12 protein-coding genes and 1 pseudogene are annotated in these 20,227 nt (G+C 56.6%); 9 read left to right on the top strand and 4 right to left on the bottom strand.

Annotation, left to right across the window (positions count from 1 at the left end):
- Positions 1 to 57: 57 nt before the first annotated feature.
- Positions 58 to 960 carry a lysophospholipid acyltransferase family protein gene (locus BM347_RS07670; protein WP_093915825.1) on the top strand — a complete coding sequence of 301 codons (903 nt, stop codon included), beginning with the start codon at positions 58 to 60 and terminating at the stop codon, positions 958 to 960.
- 14 nt (positions 961 to 974) lie between these two features.
- On the opposite strand, the gene BM347_RS07675 is transcribed toward BM347_RS07670, so the two are convergent.
- A complete protein-coding gene (locus BM347_RS07675; RefSeq protein ID WP_093915826.1) occupies positions 975 to 1,673 on the bottom strand; it encodes a DUF1223 domain-containing protein in 699 nt (232 codons plus the stop codon).
- Between the two features lie 231 nt (positions 1,674 to 1,904).
- On the opposite strand from BM347_RS07675, the gene acnA reads away from it, so the two are divergent.
- The 3 genes from acnA to BM347_RS07690 all read left to right on the top strand — a co-directional run bounded on the left by acnA (position 1,905) and on the right by BM347_RS07690 (position 10,929).
- Positions 1,905 to 4,679, top strand: a complete 2,775-nt coding sequence (gene acnA, locus BM347_RS07680) for an aconitate hydratase AcnA (protein WP_093915827.1) — start codon at positions 1,905 to 1,907, stop codon at positions 4,677 to 4,679.
- A 281-nt stretch (positions 4,680 to 4,960) separates the two neighbouring features.
- Entirely contained in the window at positions 4,961 to 6,778 is a 1,818-nt protein-coding gene (locus BM347_RS07685; protein ID WP_245764214.1) for an autotransporter assembly complex protein TamA, read from the top strand.
- Positions 6,775 to 10,929 (top strand): translocation/assembly module TamB domain-containing protein, encoded by a 4,155-nt coding sequence (locus BM347_RS07690; protein ID WP_093915829.1) that lies wholly within the window; start codon positions 6,775 to 6,777, stop codon positions 10,927 to 10,929. Before BM347_RS07685 ends, BM347_RS07690 begins: the two co-directional genes overlap by 4 nt.
- On the opposite strand, the gene BM347_RS07695 is transcribed toward BM347_RS07690, so the two are convergent.
- Positions 10,926 to 11,450, bottom strand: a complete 525-nt coding sequence (locus BM347_RS07695; protein WP_093916107.1) for a flavin reductase family protein — start codon at positions 11,448 to 11,450, stop codon at positions 10,926 to 10,928. The two genes, BM347_RS07690 and BM347_RS07695, sit on opposite strands and share 4 nt — an antisense overlap.
- A gap of 161 nt (positions 11,451 to 11,611) precedes the next feature.
- Between BM347_RS07695 and BM347_RS07700 the strand changes: the two genes are divergently transcribed.
- On the top strand, positions 11,612 to 13,069 hold the full coding sequence (locus BM347_RS07700; RefSeq protein ID WP_139226463.1) for a sensor histidine kinase: 1,458 nt from the start codon (positions 11,612 to 11,614) through the stop codon (positions 13,067 to 13,069).
- Complete coding sequence (locus BM347_RS07705; RefSeq protein ID WP_175498530.1) at positions 13,062 to 13,472, top strand: response regulator; 411 nt, start codon at positions 13,062 to 13,064, stop codon at positions 13,470 to 13,472. Before BM347_RS07700 ends, BM347_RS07705 begins: the two co-directional genes overlap by 8 nt.
- 133 nt (positions 13,473 to 13,605) lie before the next feature.
- On the opposite strand, the gene acs is transcribed toward BM347_RS07705, so the two are convergent.
- Complete coding sequence (gene acs, locus BM347_RS07710) at positions 13,606 to 15,558, bottom strand: acetate--CoA ligase (protein ID WP_093915832.1); 1,953 nt, start codon at positions 15,556 to 15,558, stop codon at positions 13,606 to 13,608.
- A 385-nt stretch (positions 15,559 to 15,943) separates the two neighbouring features.
- Here acs and dctP point away from each other — a divergent pair, with 385 nt between their 5' ends.
- From dctP to BM347_RS07725, 3 genes are all read left to right on the top strand, one after another.
- A complete protein-coding gene (gene dctP / locus BM347_RS07715) occupies positions 15,944 to 16,960 on the top strand; it encodes a TRAP transporter substrate-binding protein DctP (RefSeq protein ID WP_093915833.1) in 1,017 nt (338 codons plus the stop codon).
- 75 nt (positions 16,961 to 17,035) lie between these two features.
- Positions 17,036 to 17,665 (top strand): TRAP transporter small permease subunit, encoded by a 630-nt coding sequence (locus BM347_RS07720; RefSeq protein ID WP_093915834.1) that lies wholly within the window; start codon positions 17,036 to 17,038, stop codon positions 17,663 to 17,665.
- Between the two features lie 2 nt (positions 17,666 to 17,667).
- On the top strand, positions 17,668 to 19,068 hold the full coding sequence (locus BM347_RS07725) for a TRAP transporter large permease (RefSeq protein WP_093915835.1): 1,401 nt from the start codon (positions 17,668 to 17,670) through the stop codon (positions 19,066 to 19,068).
- A 93-nt stretch (positions 19,069 to 19,161) separates the two neighbouring features.
- Here the strand turns inward: BM347_RS07725 and BM347_RS07730 are convergent.
- Positions 19,162 to 20,118, bottom strand: a pseudogene (locus tag BM347_RS07730) (AI-2E family transporter); the annotation flags it as partial.
- Between the last annotated feature and the right edge of the window lie 109 nt (positions 20,119 to 20,227).

The raw sequence follows: 20,227 nt of genomic DNA on the forward strand, positions 1-20,227 counted from the left end.
GCCTGCGTTTGTGCACTGTAAACAGCACCACGCGACGCAGTTATCTGGCAGAGGTATATGGCCGATCCCAAGCTCCCCCCCCAAGAACCGTTTTCCCGCCGTGCTGGTCATTTTCTGACCAATGCGCTGATTGTCGGGATTATCAAAGTTGGGTTGCTGATGCCGTTTCGCGCACGGCTTGGTTTTGTGGGCTGGGTTATGCAAAATATCATCGGTCCTGTCGCCGGTTACCGCGACCGTGCGTTGCAAAACGTGGCGATGATCTGGCCAGAACTTTCGGAAACGCGCCGAAATGAAATCGTTGCGGGCTGCCTGAACAACGTTGGCCGCACCTTTATTGAAAATTATTCGACCAAAGCGTTTCCCGCCCGCATGGCGCGAAATACCCCCCAAGGGCCGGGCTTTGCCGCATTGGAAGAGGCCGCGCAAAAGGGGCAAGCTGTCATTCTGGTGACGGGGCATTTCGGCAATTACGAGGCGACCCGTGCCTGTCTGGTTGCGCGCGGCTATGATATTGGTGGCTTGTACCGCGATATGAAGAACCCGTATTTCAACGCGCATTACGTAAAAACGATGGAAGCTTTCGGGGGGCCGGTCTTTCCGCAAGGGCGGCGCGGCACGGCGGGTTTTGTGCGGCACCTCAAGAATGGCGGGCAGCTTGTGCTACTGTTCGATCAACATGTTTTTGGCGCGCCAAAGCTTGATTTTCTTGGAAAACCCGCAAATACTGCGCTATCGGCGGCGGAACTTGCCCTGCGCTATGACGCGCTTTTGATCCCGTTTTACGGAATCAGGCAAGCCGATGGCGTTTCCTTTGATGCTGTGCTTGAGGCCCCTATCCCGCATTCGGACGCAATCACCATGACGCAGGCGCTGAACGACAGCTTGGCCGCACGGGTAAAGGCGCATCCTGAACAGTGGTTTTGGGTCCACACGCGGTGGCGGCCTGAAGAAGGTTAGGTTATTTCAGAGAGTTACTTTGCCCGTGCAGCGGCGGCGATCGGACCTGCGCCGCTTTGCTGGATGATCACGACCGCGGGCAAACTTGCCTCGATCTGGGTGGTCAGGGCAAGCGGCTCTTGCGCGGGCCAATCGCCCAATACCGACCAGTCTTTGGCGATATTATGATATGAAAAGGCGTGCCCCGCATTTTCACCGCGTTTGATATGGGCCTTTTGCGCGGGGATGTATTGCAACAAATGTACCGTGAAGGGCCCCTTGGCACCGGGCCGAGTTTGGGCGTTGATACGCAAGCTGCCACCGCTGCGGGTCAGGGTTAGATCAACGAGTGCAGGGTCATTTTTATGATCAATGATCGCTTGGGCCACGGCCATGGGTTTTGCGCCCACAATATCCGTTATGCCGTTGATAATCATTTCCGGTGTATAAACCGATTTCCTGCCACCAGCCACAGCATAGGCCCGCTGGCGCGTGGCATGATCTGGGTCGCCAAACTGGTCCTTCCAGCCGATGTAGTCCCAGTAGTCGACATGTAGTGCCAGCGCGATCACGTCATCGCGTCCTGCAAGTGCGGCCAATATTTCATCTGCGGGCGGGCAGGAGGAACAGCCTTGCGAGGTAAACAGCTCGACCACCACGGGGCGATCCTGAGCGTGCACAGCTGCCGCGCCAGTAAGGCCCAAAACGAGGAGAGTGGAAAATAGGAATTTCATCGATCGGGCCACTTTCACAAGGTGGCTTTTTGTAGACCGGGCGCGAATTAATTACCACTCAAGCTTTGTTGAAGCGCTGTAACGTCAAGTTTTCTCCAATTTGCGCTAATTTCTGTACACAATGGTATACAAAAGCGATTTCAGTGATGGATAACTGTTGAAACGCGCCGCGCAATACTGCATCTAGGCACCAAGCCACCAATCTTTATTAAGCCACCGAAGGGAGCTTCCATGACCATTATTGTTGGGCAGGACACCGCCAAGACACGCAAGACGTTGACGTCGGGCGACCAATCCATTGACTATTATTCGATTCCTGCCGCGCAGGAAGCCGGACTTGGTGATTTCTCGAAACTGCCTGCTGCTCTGAAAGTGGTGTTGGAAAACATGCTGCGTTTCGAGGACGGGAAAACCGTCTCGGTTGACGATATCAAGGCATTTGCCGAATGGGGTGCAAAGGGCGGTCAGAACCCGCGCGAAATCGCCTATCGCCCGGCGCGCGTGTTGATGCAGGACTTTACCGGTGTTCCGGCGGTCGTCGATTTGGCCGCGATGCGTGACGGTCTGGTTGCACTGGGCGGCGACGCTGATAAAATTAACCCGTTGAACCCTGTTGATTTGGTCATCGACCACTCGGTCATGATTGATGAATTTGGCAACCCGCGTGCGTTCCAGATGAATGTTGACCGCGAATACGAGCGGAACATCGAACGCTATACCTTCCTTAAATGGGGGCAAAAGGCGTTTAACAACTTCCGTGTTGTGCCCCCCGGCACCGGTATTTGCCACCAAGTGAACCTTGAGTATTTGGCGCAAACCGTTTGGACGGACACAGACCAAAACGGTGCCGAAGTTGCCTATCCTGACACGCTGGTTGGAACGGATAGCCACACAACAATGGTAAATGGCATGGCCGTTCTGGGCTGGGGCGTTGGTGGGATCGAGGCCGAAGCCGCGATGCTGGGCCAGCCGATTTCGATGTTGATCCCCGAAGTTGTGGGTTTTGAGCTGACAGGCAAGATGATGGAAGGCACCACCGGTACCGATCTTGTGTTGAAAGTCGTCGAAATGCTGCGCGAAAAGGGCGTGGTTTCCAAATTCGTGGAATTCTACGGCGAAGGGCTGGATCACCTGCCACTGGCAGACCGCGCGACGATTGCCAACATGGCCCCTGAATATGGCGCAACCTGTGGGTTCTTCCCGATTGATGGTGAGACCCTGCGTTACCTGCGGACAACCGGCCGCGACGAGGATCGTATCGCGCTGGTCGAAGCTTATGCCAAAGAAAACGGCATGTGGCGCGACGCGGATTACGCGCCAATCTACACCGACACGCTGTCGCTTGACATGGGTACCATCGTGCCTGCGATTTCCGGCCCCAAACGCCCGCAGGATTACATCGCATTGACCTCTGCACACACAGCCTTTGCCGAATATATTAAAGGCATCCGTGAGGGCAAAGATGCGTCACCCGCTGCCGAAGTGCGTTGGGAAGGTGAGGGCGGTCAGCCCGAGCCAGAGGATATTCCCGGCGACGAAGGTAACCACAAACGCGGTTACGTGATGACGGACGATGGCCATTACCAACTGCATGACGGCTCTATCGTGATTGCCTCAATCACATCCTGTACCAACACATCGAACCCCTATGTGATGATTGGTGCTGGTCTGGTGGCCCGCAAGGCGCGCGCACTTGGTTTGACCCGCAAACCTTGGGTTAAGACATCGCTGGCCCCCGGCAGCCAGGTGGTTTCTGCCTATCTTGAGGCTGCAAACCTCCAAGAAGATTTGGACGCCATCGGGTTTAACCTTGTCGGCTATGGTTGCACGACCTGTATCGGGAACTCGGGCCCTCTTGAAGCACCGATCAGCAAAGCCATCAACGACTATGACTTGATTGCAACGTCGGTTCTGTCGGGTAACCGCAACTTTGAAGGCCGGATTTCACCTGATGTCCGTGCCAACTATCTCGCGTCGCCTCCCTTGGTTGTGGCCTATGCGCTGGTGGGTGATATGAACGTCGATCTGGCGCATGCACCGTTGGGTCAAGATCAGGACGGCAACGATGTTTACCTTAGGGATATTTGGCCAACCACACAGGAAGTGGCTGAACTTGTTGAGAAAACAGTGACGCGTGAAGCATTCCAAGAGAAATATGCCGACGTGTTCAAAGGCGACGAAAAGTGGCAGTCGGTCGAGACAACGGATGCCAAGACCTACGACTGGCCCCCTGCGTCGACCTATGTGCAGAACCCGCCATACTTCCAAAACATGTCGCCAGAACCGGGCGTGATCACCAACATCGAAGGGGCGAAAGTCCTCGCTGTTTTGGGTGACATGATCACAACCGACCACATCAGCCCGGCCGGCTCGTTCAAGGAAAGCACGCCTGCCGGTCAGTATCTTCTTGAACACCAAGTGCCCGTGCGCGAATTCAACTCTTATGGCTCGCGCCGCGGTAACCACGAGGTCATGATGCGCGGCACATTCGCCAACATCCGGATCAAGAACGAGATGCTGGATGGGGTCGAAGGCGGCTATACCAAGGGCCCTGATGGTAAACAAACGTCGATCTTTGATGCGGCAATGGCCTATCAGGAAGCTGGCACGCCGTTGGTGATCTTTGGTGGCGAACAATACGGTGCCGGGTCTTCGCGTGACTGGGCGGCCAAAGGTACGGCATTGCTGGGCGTCAAGGCGGTTATCTCCGAGAGCTTTGAACGTATTCACCGTTCCAACCTGGTTGGTATGGGCGTTATCCCGTTCGAATTCACCAATGGCGACACGCGCAAAACTTTGGGTCTGACTGGTGACGAAACTGTTTCGATATCGGGTCTGGATACAATCAAGCCGCTGCAAGAAGTGCCATGCACAATCACCATGGCGGACGGGTCGGTCAAAGAGATCATGATCAAGTGTCGCATCGATACCGCGATTGAGATTGAGTACATCGAACACGGTGGCGTCTTGCACTATGTTCTGCGCAATCTGGCCAAATCTGCCTGATCTATCTGCACAGGTTTAAGAACGCCCGCCAAGCACTGCCTTGGCGGGCGTTCTTACGTTCTAAGGCCGAAAAATAGGACGTTCGTTTGCAGCTTTCTGCCGATCCGGCGGCAGATGTCTGATTACGCGTTCACATTCGTGTCTTGGCCTAGCAGAGTGTTTGCTGCCAGCCGTTCCTTTCACGTATGAAGCAAGTATTATCGAACAGAGGTGCTGACGCGCCGAATAATTGGGCTAGATGTTGCTGATCACATTTCAGTCGTAAACAAGGGGGGCGCGGAGTGCGTTCTACGGCAGACGGGTTTTTCAGGGGCATGCGGGCGGCTGGCGTTGCCATAGCAATGGTCTGGTGCAGTTCGATCGGGCATGCCGCATCGTTGGACGTGACCGGAATCGATCAAGGGTCTGACCTTTATGATGGGGTGCTGGGCGGGTCGTTGCTGCGCGAACAAACCGCAGAAGATGCAGCCCCATCGACCCAAGAATTGCTGGCGGCGGCGCAGGCCGATTACGCCAGGGTGCTGGCCGTGCTTTATGATCGGGGGTATTTTGCCCCTGTGATCAAGATCACTGTTGATGGCGTTGACGCTTCGGCAATTGCGCCGGTGTCGCCGCCTGCGCAAATCAACAGGGCCGTAATCAATATCCAACCCGGCAAGAAATTTACCTTCGCCAAGGCTGACATCAGCCCCGTTGCCCCCGAAACAGAGCTGCCTGATGGGTTTGCCGTGGGCCAGCCGGCGCGTCTAGGTATTTTGAAAGATACGGTTTCCAAGGCTATCACCGGCTGGCGTGATCAAGGCCATGCCAAGGCAATCTTAACGGAACAACGGTTAACAGCACGTGTACCCGAGAGCACAATCAGTGCTGCGTTGCGGCTCGATCCGGGGCCGCGCCTGCGCTTTGGTGAACTGACCGTAAAGGGCACAAGCGCCGTGCGCCGCAATCGCATTTACAAGATCGCCGGGCTGCCGACAGGGCAGATCTATTCCCAGCAACAGCTTGATCTGGCGGCCACCCGTCTGCGCCGCACCGGCGCGTTTAGTTCAGTCGCAATGATCGAGGCGGATCAGATCACCGCGCCTGATATTCTGCCGATCACTGCCCAAATCGCTGACGCACCCCCGCGCCGCTTTGGTTTCGGGGCCGAGCTTTCGTCGCTCGAAGGGGTGAGCGTCAGCAGCTATTGGATGCATCGCAACCTTTTGGGCGGCGCGGAAAACCTGCGGATCGAAGGTGAAGTATCGGGCATCGGCGGGAGCTCGGGCGGGACCGATTACCGGCTGTCGACGCGGTTTGAGCGTCCAGCGACCTTTAACGCTGACACGAATTTTTATGCCTTTGGCGAAATTGAGCAATTGGACGAGGTGAATTTCTTTTCTCGCCAGCTGGACCTAGAGACAGGGATCGAACGGATCGCCAGCGCCGAGCGGACCTATAGCTTGGGCGTCGGGGTGCGCACAGCGGAAACGCGCGATGCCTTCGGGACCCAAAGGTACACGCTGTTGACGCTGCCACTGACCGCCGAGCATGACTATCGTGACAATCGTCTGGACGCCAAAGACGGATTCTATGCCAAAGCCAGCATGACCCCGTTTCTCGCAGTATCCGGTTCGGCGAACGGCTTGCGGAGTTATGTTGATCTGCGTGGTTACAAAACCTTTGGCACCGTGCGCCCGGTGACATTTGCCCTGCGCGGGCAGCTTGGGTCGGTCTATGGACCAACGCTGGCGCAGGCCCCGGCGGATTACCTGTTTTATTCGGGCGGTGGCGGCAGCGTTCGCGGGCAACCTTATCAAACGCTTGGCGTTGATTTGAGCAGCGGTGACACCGTTGGCGGGCGTAGTTTTGCGGGTCTCTCGGCAGAGGCACGCGTGGCCCTACGGGACAAAATCGGCATCGTCGCCTTTGTGGATGCGGGCTATGTCGGGTCTGAGGAAATCTTTGACGGCTCGGGCCGTTGGCATTCGGGGGCCGGGATTGGTCTGCGCTATGCCACAGGCATCGGGCCCATCCGTGTCGATTTTGCGGTGCCCACATCCGGGCCCGAAACCGACGAAAATTTTCAGGTTTATATCGGCATTGGACAATCGTTTTGATCCATTATTTACGCAGCTTTATCCTTACCTGCATGGTTTTCCTTGCTTCTGTGGCATCGGCCCAAGAAGACGACAAAGGTTTTTTGACTCGAACCATCCAGAACGCGCTTAGCGGGGCGGGGCGTACGGTCAGTATTGATGGCTTTGCAGGTGCGCTTAGTTCGCGCGCGACATTCGATCAGATGACGATTTCCGATGATCAAGGGGTTTGGCTGACGCTTGAAGGTGTTGAACTGGATTGGAACCGGTCCGCATTGCTGCGCGGGCGTCTCGAGGTTCAGGCCCTGACGGCCAAACGACTGTCAGTGCCGCGTTTGCCCGTCGCTCAAGAGGATACGTTGCCCGATCCCGAGGCAAAACCGTTCAGTTTTCCAACACTGCCGGATTTGCCCGTCGCTGTTGATGTTGCGAATTTCGAGGTCGCTGAGATTTTTCTGGGCGCGCCTATTCTAGGTGAAGCTGCGCAGATGAACCTGACAGCGACGGCCAAACTGAACACCGATGTGGCAACCTTGGACATTGACGCTGTGCGGACCGATGGCAAGCAAGGGGTATTCAAAATTTCGGCTGACCTGAACCGGAACGATAGGTTGCTGGATTTGCTGATTAACCTGTCGGAAGAGCCAAATGGCATCCTTTCGCGGTCGCTGAACATTCCTGATGAACCGTCCGTTAACCTGACCGTTGCAGGGCAGGGGCCGTTGTCTGATTTTAACGTGGATATCAATCTCGCAACCGATGCAGCCGAACGCCTGTCAGGTCAGGTTAATCTGGCCGAGCAGGGTGCCGCCGATGATCCGGACCGACGCATTCAGGCCGATCTGCGCGGGGATGTGACGGCATTGGTTCTCTCGCAATACCGAGCGTTCTTTGGCACCGATGTGGGGCTGACCGTTGATGCGTTGGTGCGGGCGGATGGCGGATTGGAGGTCAGCGATCTCGCCCTCGCTGCCCAAGCGGCAAAGCTGCGCGGCAAGTTTATCCTAGACAGCGAAAAATGGCCAAGTGTCATTGATATTACGGGGACCGTCGCCGCCACCAATGGTGAACGTGTTTTGCTGCCCGTGTCAGGGGCCAGCACCTACGTAAGGCGAATGGATCTGGATGTTAAATATAACGTCGATGACGGCGATGAGATTACGGCAGTGTTTGACGTGGATGGGTTGGCGACTGATGCGCTGGCCATTGAACGCAGCCGTTTGGACCTGACCGGGGCGCTGGCAGGGAACTCTGGCGCTGTGGGGACCTTCAACGGGGATTTGGTGTTTTCGTCCGACGGGCTGACCCTGACCAATGCGGCAATGTCTGAGGCTTTGGGCCAAGCGTTAAACGGTCGCGCCAATATCGCCTATGAAACTGGCGCGCCGGTGCAAATCAGCGGGCTTGATCTGTCGGGGACCGATTACGGGTTGTCCGGTGACATCTCTATTTTCGGGGCGGCAGAGAAGTTCCTGACACAGTTGAAGATGCGTCTGGAGGCTGATGATATCACGCGTTTTTCCGCCCTTTCCGGGCGCGATCTGGGCGGCGCGGCCCATGTTGATGTAGCGGGGCAAATTCAGCCGCTGGATGGTATGTTTGATGTGAACATCAATGGTCTGACGCGCGATCTGAAGGTCGGTGTTGACCAAGCTGATGCCGTGCTGGTCGGTGAGACAGCCCTAAGCGTCGCCGCCTTACGCGATGAGACGGGCACATTTGTGCGGGATCTGTCGCTTGAAAATGCGGCACTGACCGCCACGGGCGGTGCAGAACTGCGCAGCAATAATTCGCAAGCGCGGTTTATGGCCAAGCTGACGGACATCGCGTTGATCGCGCCGCAATATTCCGGCCCCGTGACGCTCACGGCGCAGGCCGATCAAGACAGCCGTGGCTGGACAGTCGACGCCAGCGCCGACGGTCCCTATGGGACGGCTTTGACGGCCAAAGGGCTGGCCACGGGGCCAAATGCCGTGATGAGCTTTGCCGCGGAAGTGCCTGAAATCAAAGATTTCGTACCCGATACACCGATCGAAGGAAAAGTTGCCCTGGAGGGTCTCGCGCGTCAGACGCCCGCAGGCTGGCAGGTCGACGCCAAGGCGCAAGCGCCAGAGGATGTGTCGGCCACGGTTAACGGGCCGCTGACACCCCTTGATATAGATTTCGAGGCAACTATTCCACGGGTGCAGGCCTTTGCCCCGCAGGTTGCTGGAACGCTAACCGCGTCAGGCAATCTGAGACAATCTGAGGGTGGTATTGTCATCGATGCTCAGGCCGAGGGCCCTTATGCGGCAAAGGCTGCCGTGCAAGGCGCGTTGACGCCGGTGATCGATATATCTTTCGACGCCGCGCTACCCGAGGTGAACCGCGTGGTGCCGCAGGTGAGCGGCCCGCTGACTGCCAACGGGCGGCTGCGCCAGACCGACAAGGGCTTCTTTATCGATACCTCTGCCACTGGCCTCTACGGCGCGCGGGCTATGGTTGAAGGCTTGGCAACCGGCCCTGATATGTCGCTGACCTTTGATGTGTCGCTGCCCGATGTGCAGCCCTTGATGCCCGGCGTATCTGGCCCGCTGGCGGCGACGGGAGCGATCCGGCAAACACCTGATGGCATTGCCGTAGATACCACCGCGACCGGGCCTTACGCGTCGCGGGCGCAGGTTGCGGGGGTCGTGACCGGCGCGGTGCCGGCATTAACCTACGATGTCACGATCCCGAATTTGGCGGCCTTGGTGCCGCAGTTGAACGGTCCGCTGAATGTGACGGGCACTGCGCAGCAAGAGGCCGCTGGCTGGCGCTTGAACACCAATGCTGATGGCCCTGCTGGCACGCAGGCCACGATTGCGGGGCTGGTCGGGACGGATGGGACGCTGAACATCGATATCGACGGCAATGCCCCACTGGGCCTGTCCGCGCCTTTTACGACGCCGCGTATTTTGCAAGGGCAGGCGGCGTTTGATCTAAGCGTGAACGGCCCACCGCAACTGGGGTCGGTCACGGGCACGATCCGGACTTCGAATGCATCACTTTCTGCTCCTAACCTGCGGATTGCGTTGAAAAACATCGCAGCCAATATCAACATCGGCAACAACAGCGCCCAGGTTGATCTGTCAGCGGAGAGCACAGAGGGCGGCCAGATCAAGGTCGACGGGGCCGTAGGCTTAACGGGGTCCATGGCCGCTGATTTGCAGATTGCTTTGAACAATCTGGTGCTGATTGATCCGTCGCTTTATCGCACCTCGCTGAACGGGGGGCTCAGTTTTACTGGCCCTCTGACGGGTGGCGCTCGGATCGACGGGCGGATCGATGTGGGGGAAACCAGTGTCACGGTCCCATCGACCGGCCTGACCAGCATTGGGGATATCCCGCAGATCGATTTTGTCGGCGCACCTGCTGATGTGATCGCAACCAGACATAAGGCCGGATTAAACGGCGGTGACGCGGGCACCGATGTGACTGATGACAGCAGTGGACTGGGCTATGGATTGAACGTGCGTATCAATGCGCCGAACCGGATTTTCGTGCGCGGGCGGGGTTTGGATGCCGAGCTGGGTGGCAGCCTTTTACTGACCGGCACCACCAACCAGATGATTTCGGCAGGCCGTTTTGATCTGATCCGCGGGCGGCTGGATATCCTGGGCAAGCGGTTTAACCTGACCGAGGGTGCCGTAAAGTTCCAAGGGGAACTGGTACCCTATCTGCGTTTTGTTACCGCCACGACCACCCAAACCGGCGAGGCGCGGATCATCATCGAAGGCCCTGCAACCGCGCCCGAAGTATCATTTGAATCGACCCCGGCATCGCCGCAGGACGAAGTACTGGCACAGCTGCTGTTCGGACGAAATATATCCGAGATTTCGGCCTTTCAGGCGCTGCAATTGGCTAACGCCGTTGCGACGCTTGCGGGCCGTGGCGGGGCAGGTGTGATTTCCAATTTGCGGTCTGGCTTTGGTCTGGATGATCTTGATGTGACCACCACGGACAGCGGTGCTACGGCTGTGCGCGCGGGGAAATATATCTCGGACAATGTCTATACCGATGTGACTGCGGCATCGGATGGATCAGCTGATATTTCGATCAATCTGGACATCAGCAAAAGCCTGACCGCCAAAGGCACGGTCGGGTCAGACGGGAATACGGGTATCGGGTTGTTCTTTGAAAAAGACTATTAAGTCAGCGGCTTGTCTGGGCTGAAAACGCCAAAACGGCTTTGCTCAAAAAGCATCGCGGGCGCGTTCAGGTCGGCATCATATGCGCCTTGCGTGACCTGCCCCAAGATCACCGAATGATCCCCCGCGGGATGTACTGCAAAGGTATCGCAGTAAAACGTCGCCAGACACCCAGCCAGCGTCGGGGCACCGTTGGGCCCCACTGACCATTCAACCTGATCAAACCCTTCGCCATTTGCAGCGAAATGATCTGCCAAGGGGTGTTGACCCGCGCCAAGTATATGGACGGCGAAATGTGCTGCCGTGACAAAAGCGTCGTGACGTTTCGATGATTTTCCGGGGGACCACAGCACCAATGGAGGATCAAGAGACACCGATGAAAACGAATTTGCGGTCATACCCAGTGGGCCGCGCGGCGTTTGCACCGTTACGATTGTCACGCCTGTTGCAAACCGCCCAAAGGCGCGGCGCAGGTCTGCGGTATCGTTGGTATCGGGGGTAAAATGGTGCAAGCGATCTGTCATGACGCAGCGGTGCCACGGGTGGGCGCGATTGTCCAGACGCCAAAGCATTTGGGCGCAGGGGGCATAACACGGGCTGCGGCCAACGAAATATTAACCTGCTAGGGCTTAGCTGATTGGCGAACGGTCGTTGGAACGGCGATCCTGCTGACAAAGGGAACTGCGTGTCTATTATCGAAAAGTACCGTCTGGCCTTTGATATTTCCCCTGTGCCAATGCTTTTGGTTGCCAGTGATGGCAAATTGTTGCTCGCAAACGACGGTTTTCTAGAGCTTTTTGAATATACGATTGATGAAATTCGCGAACTGAGCGTTGAGGCGCTGGTACCGGAATCGATACGCGACCATCATCCCGAGCTACGAAATGCCTATAGCCGCGCGTCGACCAAGCGCAGCATGGGGGCGGGGCGCGACCTTTATGGGGTGACTAAATCCAATAAAGTGATCCCGCTTGAACTGGGGCTTGAGCCGGTCACCGACGGGGTTGAGACGATGGCCCTGGTGGCTGCAATCGACATACGGCACCGTAAAATTCACGAGGAACGGATGCACCGTGCGATGGATGCTGCTGCGTGTGCGATGGTGATGGTCGATGGGCGGGGCACAATCGTTTTCGTAAACAAAGCGGCATCGATGCTATTTGGGTATGACGAGGACGACTTGCTGGGCCACGCTGTCGAAATGCTGATCCCCGAAGAATTCCGCCGCGCCCATCCGGTATATATCGAAAGTTTTATGAACAACCGCACGGAACGTTTCATGGGGTTGGGCAGGGATCTATATGCGCGGCGCAGTGACGGCACCCGTTTCCCCGTTGAAATCTCGCTCACCCCTGTTGATGCGCCCACGGGCACCTTGGTGATGAGCACCATCGTGGATTTGTCAGAACGTGTCGCGGCCGCCGAAGAAGTGGCCGAGAAAAGCGCCGAATTAGCGGCCTTGAATGTCGAGCTCTCCCATTTCGCTTATAGCGCAAGTCATGATCTCAAGGCTCCTCTATCCTCAATCACCGGACTTTTGACCCTATGTATCGAGGATCTGGACGACGGGTGCATCGAGGGCGTGCGTGAAAACCTGTGCAAGGTGATTGAGATCAGCCGTCGTAGTGCCAGCAAGGTTGAGGGCGTTTTGCAGATCGCACGTGCAGGCCGCGACGGGATGCCAGCCACCGAAGTTTCGCTTGAAACCACAATTCGGGAGATTTGGGTCGATCTGACAGGCGACACCAGCGATACAGAGCTATCGCTTGATTTTTCTCATGAAGGGCCGGTTGTGACGGAATTGCCAACTTTGAAGGTGATTGTCGAAAACATGTTGTCCAATGCATTGCGTTATGTCGATGCATCAAAACCGGAGCACCGGATCTGCGTGAAAAGTGAACCGGCCCCCCCCGGCGTCAAAATATCCATTTCGGACAATGGTATTGGTATCTCCGAAGAAAATTTACCTAAGGTTTTTCAGATGTTTAAAAGGTTGGATGACCGCAGCGGCGATGGTTTGGGCTTGTCTTTGGTTCAAAAGCAAGTCGAACGTCTGGGCGGCGCGATCAAGGTGTCCAGCACCGAAGGAGAGGGCACCACGATTTCCTTCACCCTCCCAGAAATGGAGATTGCGTGTGACTGACATCCCTGTGGTCATTGTCGATGATAACGTGACCGATCGTTATATCGTCCGCAGACGTCTGGCCAAAGCTGGCGGGTTCGGCCAGATATTCGAGGCTGATAATGGCGATGACTTTTTAAACCGGCTTAAGAATGGTGATTTTCATAACGAGCCTCCAGACGCCCCTTTGCTGATCTTGATGGATGTCAATATGCCCCGCAAGACCGGCTTTGAAACGATCGCAGAGCTTGAAGAACTGATCGATAAAGGCGCGCAGCAGCCGAGTATGGTTGTGATGATGCTGACCTCATCCAGCAACCCGCGCGACATGGAGCAAGCAGAGCAACTGGAAACGATCAACGGCTATGTTTTCAAACCCCTTGATGATGAAGGAGTACGTAAAATTCACACGCTTTATCGATGAGTCGTGCACGCATTGGCTATTGGAATGATCCAGCGTCAGTGCGGGGCGGGACAGCACAGATATGAAAAGGGGCACCCGATCAGATGCCCCCCTACCTTGATGGATAACGCAATCCGTGTCCGGAAAAAATGCGTTAGCGGTTCATCCGGTTTTCGATCAGCTCGTCGACAACCTCGGGCTCCGCCAGCGTTGAAGTATCGCCAAGCGCGCCGAAGTCGTTTTCCGCAATCTTGCGCAGGATACGGCGCATGATTTTGCCCGAACGCGTTTTTGGCAAACCCGGTGCCCATTGGATCAGGTCTGGTGACGCGATTGGGCCGATTTCGGTACGGACCCAGTTGCGCAATTCGGTGCGCAGCTCTTCCGTAGGCTCTTCGTCTGCCATCAACGACACGTAGCAATAGATGCCTTGGCCCTTGATATCATGAGGGTATCCCACCACGGCGGCCTCGGCCACCTTGGGGTGGGCGACAAGCGCGCTTTCGACCTCGGCTGTGCCCATGCGGTGGCCCGACACGTTGATCACGTCGTCGACGCGGCCGGTGATCCAGTAATCGCCGTCTTCGTCGCGGCGGCAGCCGTCACCAGTAAAGTAGTAGCCCTTGTAGTCGCTGAAATAGGTCTTTTCGAACCGTTCGTGATCGCCCCAAACGGTGCGCATCTGACCGGGCCAGCTGTCAGCAATGCAGAGCACACCTTCGACGCCGTTGCCTTCGATAATGTCGCCGCTGGCGGGTTCCAGAACAACCGGTTTGATGCCAAAAAACGGTTTCATCGCGGCACCGGGTTTTGTGGCGTGGGCACCGGGCAGCGGGGTCATCAAATGGCCGCCGGTTTCAGTTTGCCACCAGGTGTCAACGATGGGGCAAGTCCCCTTACCGACAACATCATTGTACCAATTCCACGCTTCGGGGTTGATCGGCTCGCCCACGGTTCCGAGCAGTTTAAGACTGCTAAGATCGCAGCCTTCGACAAATTCGGCCCCTTTGCCCATCAAGGCACGGATGGCGGTGGGGGCGGTATAGAATTGGTTAACCTTGTGCTTTTCGCAGATTTGCCAGAAGCGGCTGGCGTCCGGATAGGTTGGCACGCCTTCGAACATCAGCGTGGTCGCGCCATTGGCCAGCGGGCCGTAGACGATATAGCTATGGCCCGTGACCCAGCCCACATCGGCCGTGCACCAATAGACATCGCCGTCGTGGTAATCAAATGTGACCTCGTGGGTCATCGCGGCATAGACCAGATAGCCGCCCGTGGAATGCACCACGCCTTTGGGTTGGCCGGTCGAGCCTGAAGTGTAGAGGATAAACAGCGGATCTTCGGCATTCATGGCTTCGGGGGCGCATATGTCGGCGGCGTCTTTTGCCAGCGCCTTATAGTCGAAATCGCGGCCTTCGGTCCATGTCGTCTGACCGCCGGTGCGTTTCACAACCAAACATTTGACGCTGTCTTTGCAATGCAGCAGCGCCTGGTCGGCGTTTGTTTTCAAGGGGGTGGCCTTGCCGCCGCGCGGGGCGTAGTCGGCGGTAATGACGACTTTGGCCTCTGACCCGTTGACCCGTGATGCCAAAGCATCGGGCGAAAAACCGGCAAAGACGATAGAATGGATGGCCCCGATCCGCGCGCAAGCCAACATCGCATAGGCCGCTTCGGGGATCATCGGCAGATAGATCACGACCCGGTCGCCTTTGCCCACGCCCAAATCGCGCAGGATGTTGGCCATTTTGCAGGTCTGCGCGTGGAGTTCTTTATAGGTGATGTGTTGCGCGGCTTCTTCGGGGTTGTCGGGCTCCCAAATGATCGCGGTTTGATCGCTGCGGGTTTCCAGATGGCGGTCGATACAGTTGGCGCTGACGTTCAGCTCTCCATCCGCGAACCAGTTGATTTTCACCTGACCAAAGGTGAAATCCACGTCCTTGACGGTGGTAAAGGGCGTCATCCAGTCAACGCGTTGTGCCTGTTCGCGCCAGAACCCGTCTGCATCCTCGATCGACGCTTTGTACATCGCGTCATATTTGGCCGCGTTTACATGGGCACCCTCTGCCATTTCGGTGGATGGCGGATAGGTTTTGGCTGCGTTGGACATTTTTTCCTCCCTCAAGGATCTTAACACACAAATGACCGCTTCAACCTGACGGTTGGCTCGGTTCTCCCGTATCGGATCATAGCGCCAACTGAAAAGATGTGAATAAGTATCTGTAATGGCGGGGTTTGTGTGTAAAGATTTTTCCGTATTCCGCGCTTGTTTGTAAATTTTTGCCAGCGATGCGGGAAAATACTCCAATTTTGCCGCTGATTACATGTTAACGCGACACGGCATTTTACACGTACAGGTGGCGGCGAAAACTGGATTCGTTCGAACCGCGTGAACCGGCGAAGGCCCAAGGGTGTTCTGGGGTTGGCAGACTTGTGCTGCGCGGTTAATGTTTCGGCAAGCGGAACCCATAGGTCCGCATCAAGGGAGAAACCACATGAACAACCTTTTGAACGGCGCAGCAGTTTGCGCCCTGACTTTTGCATTTGCATCGCAAGCCGCGGCAACCGAATGGAACGCGTCAGTATGGGGCAAGCGCCGCGCCTTTACCGAGCATGTTGAAAAAATCGCCGAGCTGGTGTCCGAAAAAACCGGCGGTGAATTCACCATCAACGTAAGCTATGGCGGCCTGTCCAAGAACCGCGATAACCTGGATGGTATTTCCATCGGTGCCTTCGAGATGGCCCAGTTCTGTGCGGGTTACCATGCGGACAAAAACCGCGCGATCACCGTGCTTGAGCTGCCTTTTCTGGGTGTAAGCAACCTCGAAGAAGAAGTCGCCGTATCCCGCGCCGTTTATGCGCACCCCGCTGTGACCAAAGAGATGGCACAGTGGAACGCGCGGATGCTGATGACGTCGCCAATGCCGCAATATAACCTTGTAGGCACGGGCGAGCCGCGCGACACATTGGCCAAGTTCGACGGCATGCGCGTGCGCGCAACCGGCGGTCTGGGCAAAGCGTTCGAAGCCGTTGGCGCGGTGCCAACATCCGTGACGTCATCCGAGGCGTATAACGCCATGGAATCGGGTGTTGTTGATACGGTCGCCTTTGCGCAGCATGCGCATCTTAGCTTTGGCACCATCAACAAAGCCGACTGGTGGACCGCGAACCTGAACCCCGGCACTGTCAACTGCCCGGTAGTGGTGAACATTGACGCCTATGATGCCCTGTCTGACGCTGAGAAAACGGCGCTCGACAGCTCGGTCGACGAGGCGTTGGATCACTACCTGGCCAACTACGGCGAATTGCTGGCCCGTTGGGATTCCGTTTTGGAAGAGAAAGGCGTTGAAAAAGTGATGTTCGCGCCCGAAGTCATCGCGGAATTCAAAGCCAAGGCTGCCGATCCTGCCCGCGAAGCGTGGATCAAGGACATGGAAGCCCAAGGCATTCCGGGTCAGGAATTGTATGACCTTGTGATGACCACATTGGAAAAAGAACGCGCCTCTAACTAAGGTGTATCACGGGGGCTGCGCATAGGCGTGGCCCCTTTTTGCGTTTTTGCCCCCCTTTTTTGAAAGGAAAGCGTCATGGCCGGATCCTCTGCCGTGCTTGAAGATGGCAGCTTGCTCAGCCGTCTCGACAAAGGACTTTTGCGTCTTGAAACTGCCTTTGCCCTCGCGTCGGGCGTCGCGGTTTTCATGCTGATGGTGCTGGCCGTTTGGTCGGTGGGCGGGCGCAAGTTTTTCGCGACACCCTTGGCCGGTTATGTGGACTGGATTGAATTTGCCATGCCGCTGATCGCCATAATGGGGATTTCCTATACCCAGCGAAACGGTGGCCACGTGCGGATGGATATTCTGATCGGCCAACTTAAGGGGCGCGCTCTTTGGGCGGCCGAGTTTTTCTCGGTGGTGTTGATTTTCATCCTGATGCTGGCGTTGATCTGGGGATCATGGGCACATTTTCAGCGTAGCTTTGATTTCGCGGCACCGTTCTGGAGCAGGGATAGTTCGATTGATATCGGCCTGCCGATCTGGCCCGCGAAACTGATTGTGCCGCTGGCGTTCAGCGTGCTTGCCTTGCGATTGCTGCTGCAAATCTGGGGCTACGGGCGCGCATTTGTTTTGGGGTTGGAACACCCCGTTGCTGTACCGCTGGTACAATCTGCCGCAGAACAGGCTATGGCCGAAGCGGAACATCTAGATGGGCGGGACTGATCATGGATTCTATTGAAATCGGCCTATGGGTTTCGGGCGGCATGTTGTTGATGGTTGTTCTTGGCATGCGCGTGGCTTTTGCTGCGGCATTGGCGGGGGTGGTCGGCCTTGTTTGGATATTCTGGGCCAAAAAGGGCATGCAATGGTCCGAGCTGGATTGGGCGCTGACGGTCGCGATCAAAACCGCGGGGCAGGTGCCCCATTCCAAGGTGTCCAGCCAAACGCTTAGCCTGATCCCGACCTTCATTTTGATCGGGTTTCTGGCCTATTACGCGGGGCTGACCCGCGCCTTGTTCGAGGCCGCGAAACGTTGGATCGCATGGTTACCGGGCGGCTTGGCGGTTTCGACCGTGTTCGCGACGGCTGGTTTTGCGGCCGTGTCAGGTGCTTCGGTGGCGACGGCGGCGGTGTTCGCACGGATCGCGATCCCGGAAATGCTGGCCATCGGCTATAATAAGAAATTCGCGGCGGGCGTGGTTGCTGCTGGTGGTACATTGGCATCACTGATCCCGCCCTCGGCCATTTTGGTGATCTACGCCATCATCGTTGAACAGGACGTGGGCAAGCTGTTGCTGGCGGGCTTTATTCCCGGTGCGTTTTCGGCAGTGGTTTATGCGATCCTGATCGTAGGTATTGCGGCCATCTGGAAGAACGTCGGGCCCCCCGTGGGCGGCTTTACATGGCGACAGCGGTTTGAATCCCTGCCTGCGGCCTTACCGATCTTTGCCGTGGTCATCATCATTATCTTCTTCGTCTACAACCCCTTCGGCGACGCATGGGGTACCCCTACCGAGGGCGGTGCCGTGGGCGCATTCATCGTGTTCCTGATGGCACTGTATCGTGGCATGCGCTGGACCGAGCTCAAGGACGCCTTGCTGGAAACTGCCAAGCTGACGGTGATGATTTTCACCATCATCTGGGGCGTGTTGATCTATGTGCGTTTCCTTGGCTTTGCGGATCTTCCCGGTGCTTTTTCCGATTGGATTTCCGGGCTTGAGGCGTCACCGACGTTGATTTTGATCTGTATCTTGCTGGCCTATGCCGTGTTGGGGATGTTCATGGATGCCATTGGCATGCTGCTGCTGACCCTGCCGGTGGTGTACCCTGCTGTCATGGCATTAAACGGGGGCGAATTCGTGTCGGCTGCGGACAGTGCCTTTGGCATGTCAGGCCCGATGTGCGCAATCTGGTTCGGCATTTTGGTGGTCAAGATGGCCGAGTTCTGTTTGATCACCCCACCCATCGGGTTGAACTGCTTTGTCGTTGCGGGTGTACGCCCTGACCTAAGCGTTCAGGACGTGTTCAAAGGCGTGATGCCGTTCTTTGTTGCTGATGCTGTGACAATTGGCTTGCTCGTGGCTTTCCCGGCCATTGTGCTTTGGTTGCCCTCACTCGCTGGCTAATCCGGCGCGTTGTTGTTCCCTGCTATCCTCGGGTTTGACCTGTTCTGCGGACAGGAAATGCCCGATGGTATGCAGGGGCTCAAAGTTTTCGCAGATGACTTTGAAAACCACCAAGAACGGTACGGCGACCAACGCACCTGCAATGCCCCATAGCCAGCCCCAGAAAACGACAGTCAGAAATACGGCGACGGTATTCATCTCAAGCCGCCGGCCAACCAGCCACGGGGTGACAATCTGCCCCTCGACCATGGTGAGCATCAGATAGCCCAACGGGGCCAGCAGCGCATAACCAAGGCTGTCAAAGGTCACGATTGAAAACCCGGCGACAAGCAACACGCCGCCAAACCCGCCAATGTAGGGCAGGAAATTCAACATAAACGCGGCAACCCCCCAAATATAGGCGGACGGCATGCCCAAGGCTGTCAAATAGAGACCGACGCAAATCCCAAGACCGGCATTGATGGAAGCGATGGTCAGCAGATAGCGGGATACACGTTTTTCGACATCATACACCGTTTGCAGCGCACGCTTTTTACCCGAAAGCGTTGGCATGGACTGCACCAGCTTGAGATAGAACATTTCCCCCGATGACAGCAGGAACAGCGCAAGGATCAAGATAACAGCCAGCGACGCACCCGTGGTGCTGACCGTATCCATCGCGGTGTCCAGCAGACCGGGCTGGCGCACGACAACCTCTTTGGGGTCTTGGACGCCGCCATTGCCGATCTTTTCCACCTCTTCGCTGGCGGAACGCATATTTTCGACTGCCTGGCTAACACCGGCAAGCTTTTGTTTGATCTCATTGCCCATTTGGGGAATTTCGTCGCTCCACAATGCGACTGTCCCGGCTGATAGCAGCACGATCGACAAGATCACCAACGCGGTTGCGACCACCAACACGATTGCTGACGCCACATGCGGCACGCCAATTCGGAACAGACCACGCGATACAGGGCTAAGGGTGAGGGCCAGCAGAAAACCTAGCAAAATCGGTAGGATAAGGTCTTTGGCAAAATAGGCCGTCACAAATAGCGAGATCAGGACCAGCATTTGCAAAGAGCGCCGGATTGAGGGCAGGTGTTCCACAAGGTTTTCCAATAAGCACAGGGATATCTAACAAACGCGCCAACTGCACAAAAGGTTCACGCGCGCGTGATTG

It is taken from the genome of Sulfitobacter marinus (assembly GCF_900116285.1).
In the GTDB taxonomy this organism is placed as follows: domain Bacteria; phylum Pseudomonadota; class Alphaproteobacteria; order Rhodobacterales; family Rhodobacteraceae; genus Sulfitobacter; species Sulfitobacter marinus.

Bases quoted from the DNA above. Each gene is read 5' to 3' on its own strand.
- BM347_RS07675 (WP_093915826.1), bottom strand. From the start codon at position 1,673: ATGAAATTCCTATTTTCCACTCTCCTCGTTTTGGGCCTTACTGGCGCG.
- acs (WP_093915832.1), bottom strand. From the start codon at position 15,558: ATGTCCAACGCAGCCAAAACCTATCCGCCATCCACCGAAATGGCAGAG.
- BM347_RS07670 (WP_093915825.1), top strand. From the start codon at position 58: ATGGCCGATCCCAAGCTCCCCCCCCAAGAACCGTTTTCCCGCCGTGCT.
- dctP (WP_093915833.1), top strand. From the start codon at position 15,944: ATGAACAACCTTTTGAACGGCGCAGCAGTTTGCGCCCTGACTTTTGCA.
- BM347_RS07720 (WP_093915834.1), top strand. From the start codon at position 17,036: ATGGCCGGATCCTCTGCCGTGCTTGAAGATGGCAGCTTGCTCAGCCGT.
- acnA (WP_093915827.1), top strand. From the start codon at position 1,905: ATGACCATTATTGTTGGGCAGGACACCGCCAAGACACGCAAGACGTTG.
- BM347_RS07725 (WP_093915835.1), top strand. From the start codon at position 17,668: ATGGATTCTATTGAAATCGGCCTATGGGTTTCGGGCGGCATGTTGTTG.
- BM347_RS07695 (WP_093916107.1), bottom strand. From the start codon at position 11,450: ATGACAGATCGCTTGCACCATTTTACCCCCGATACCAACGATACCGCA.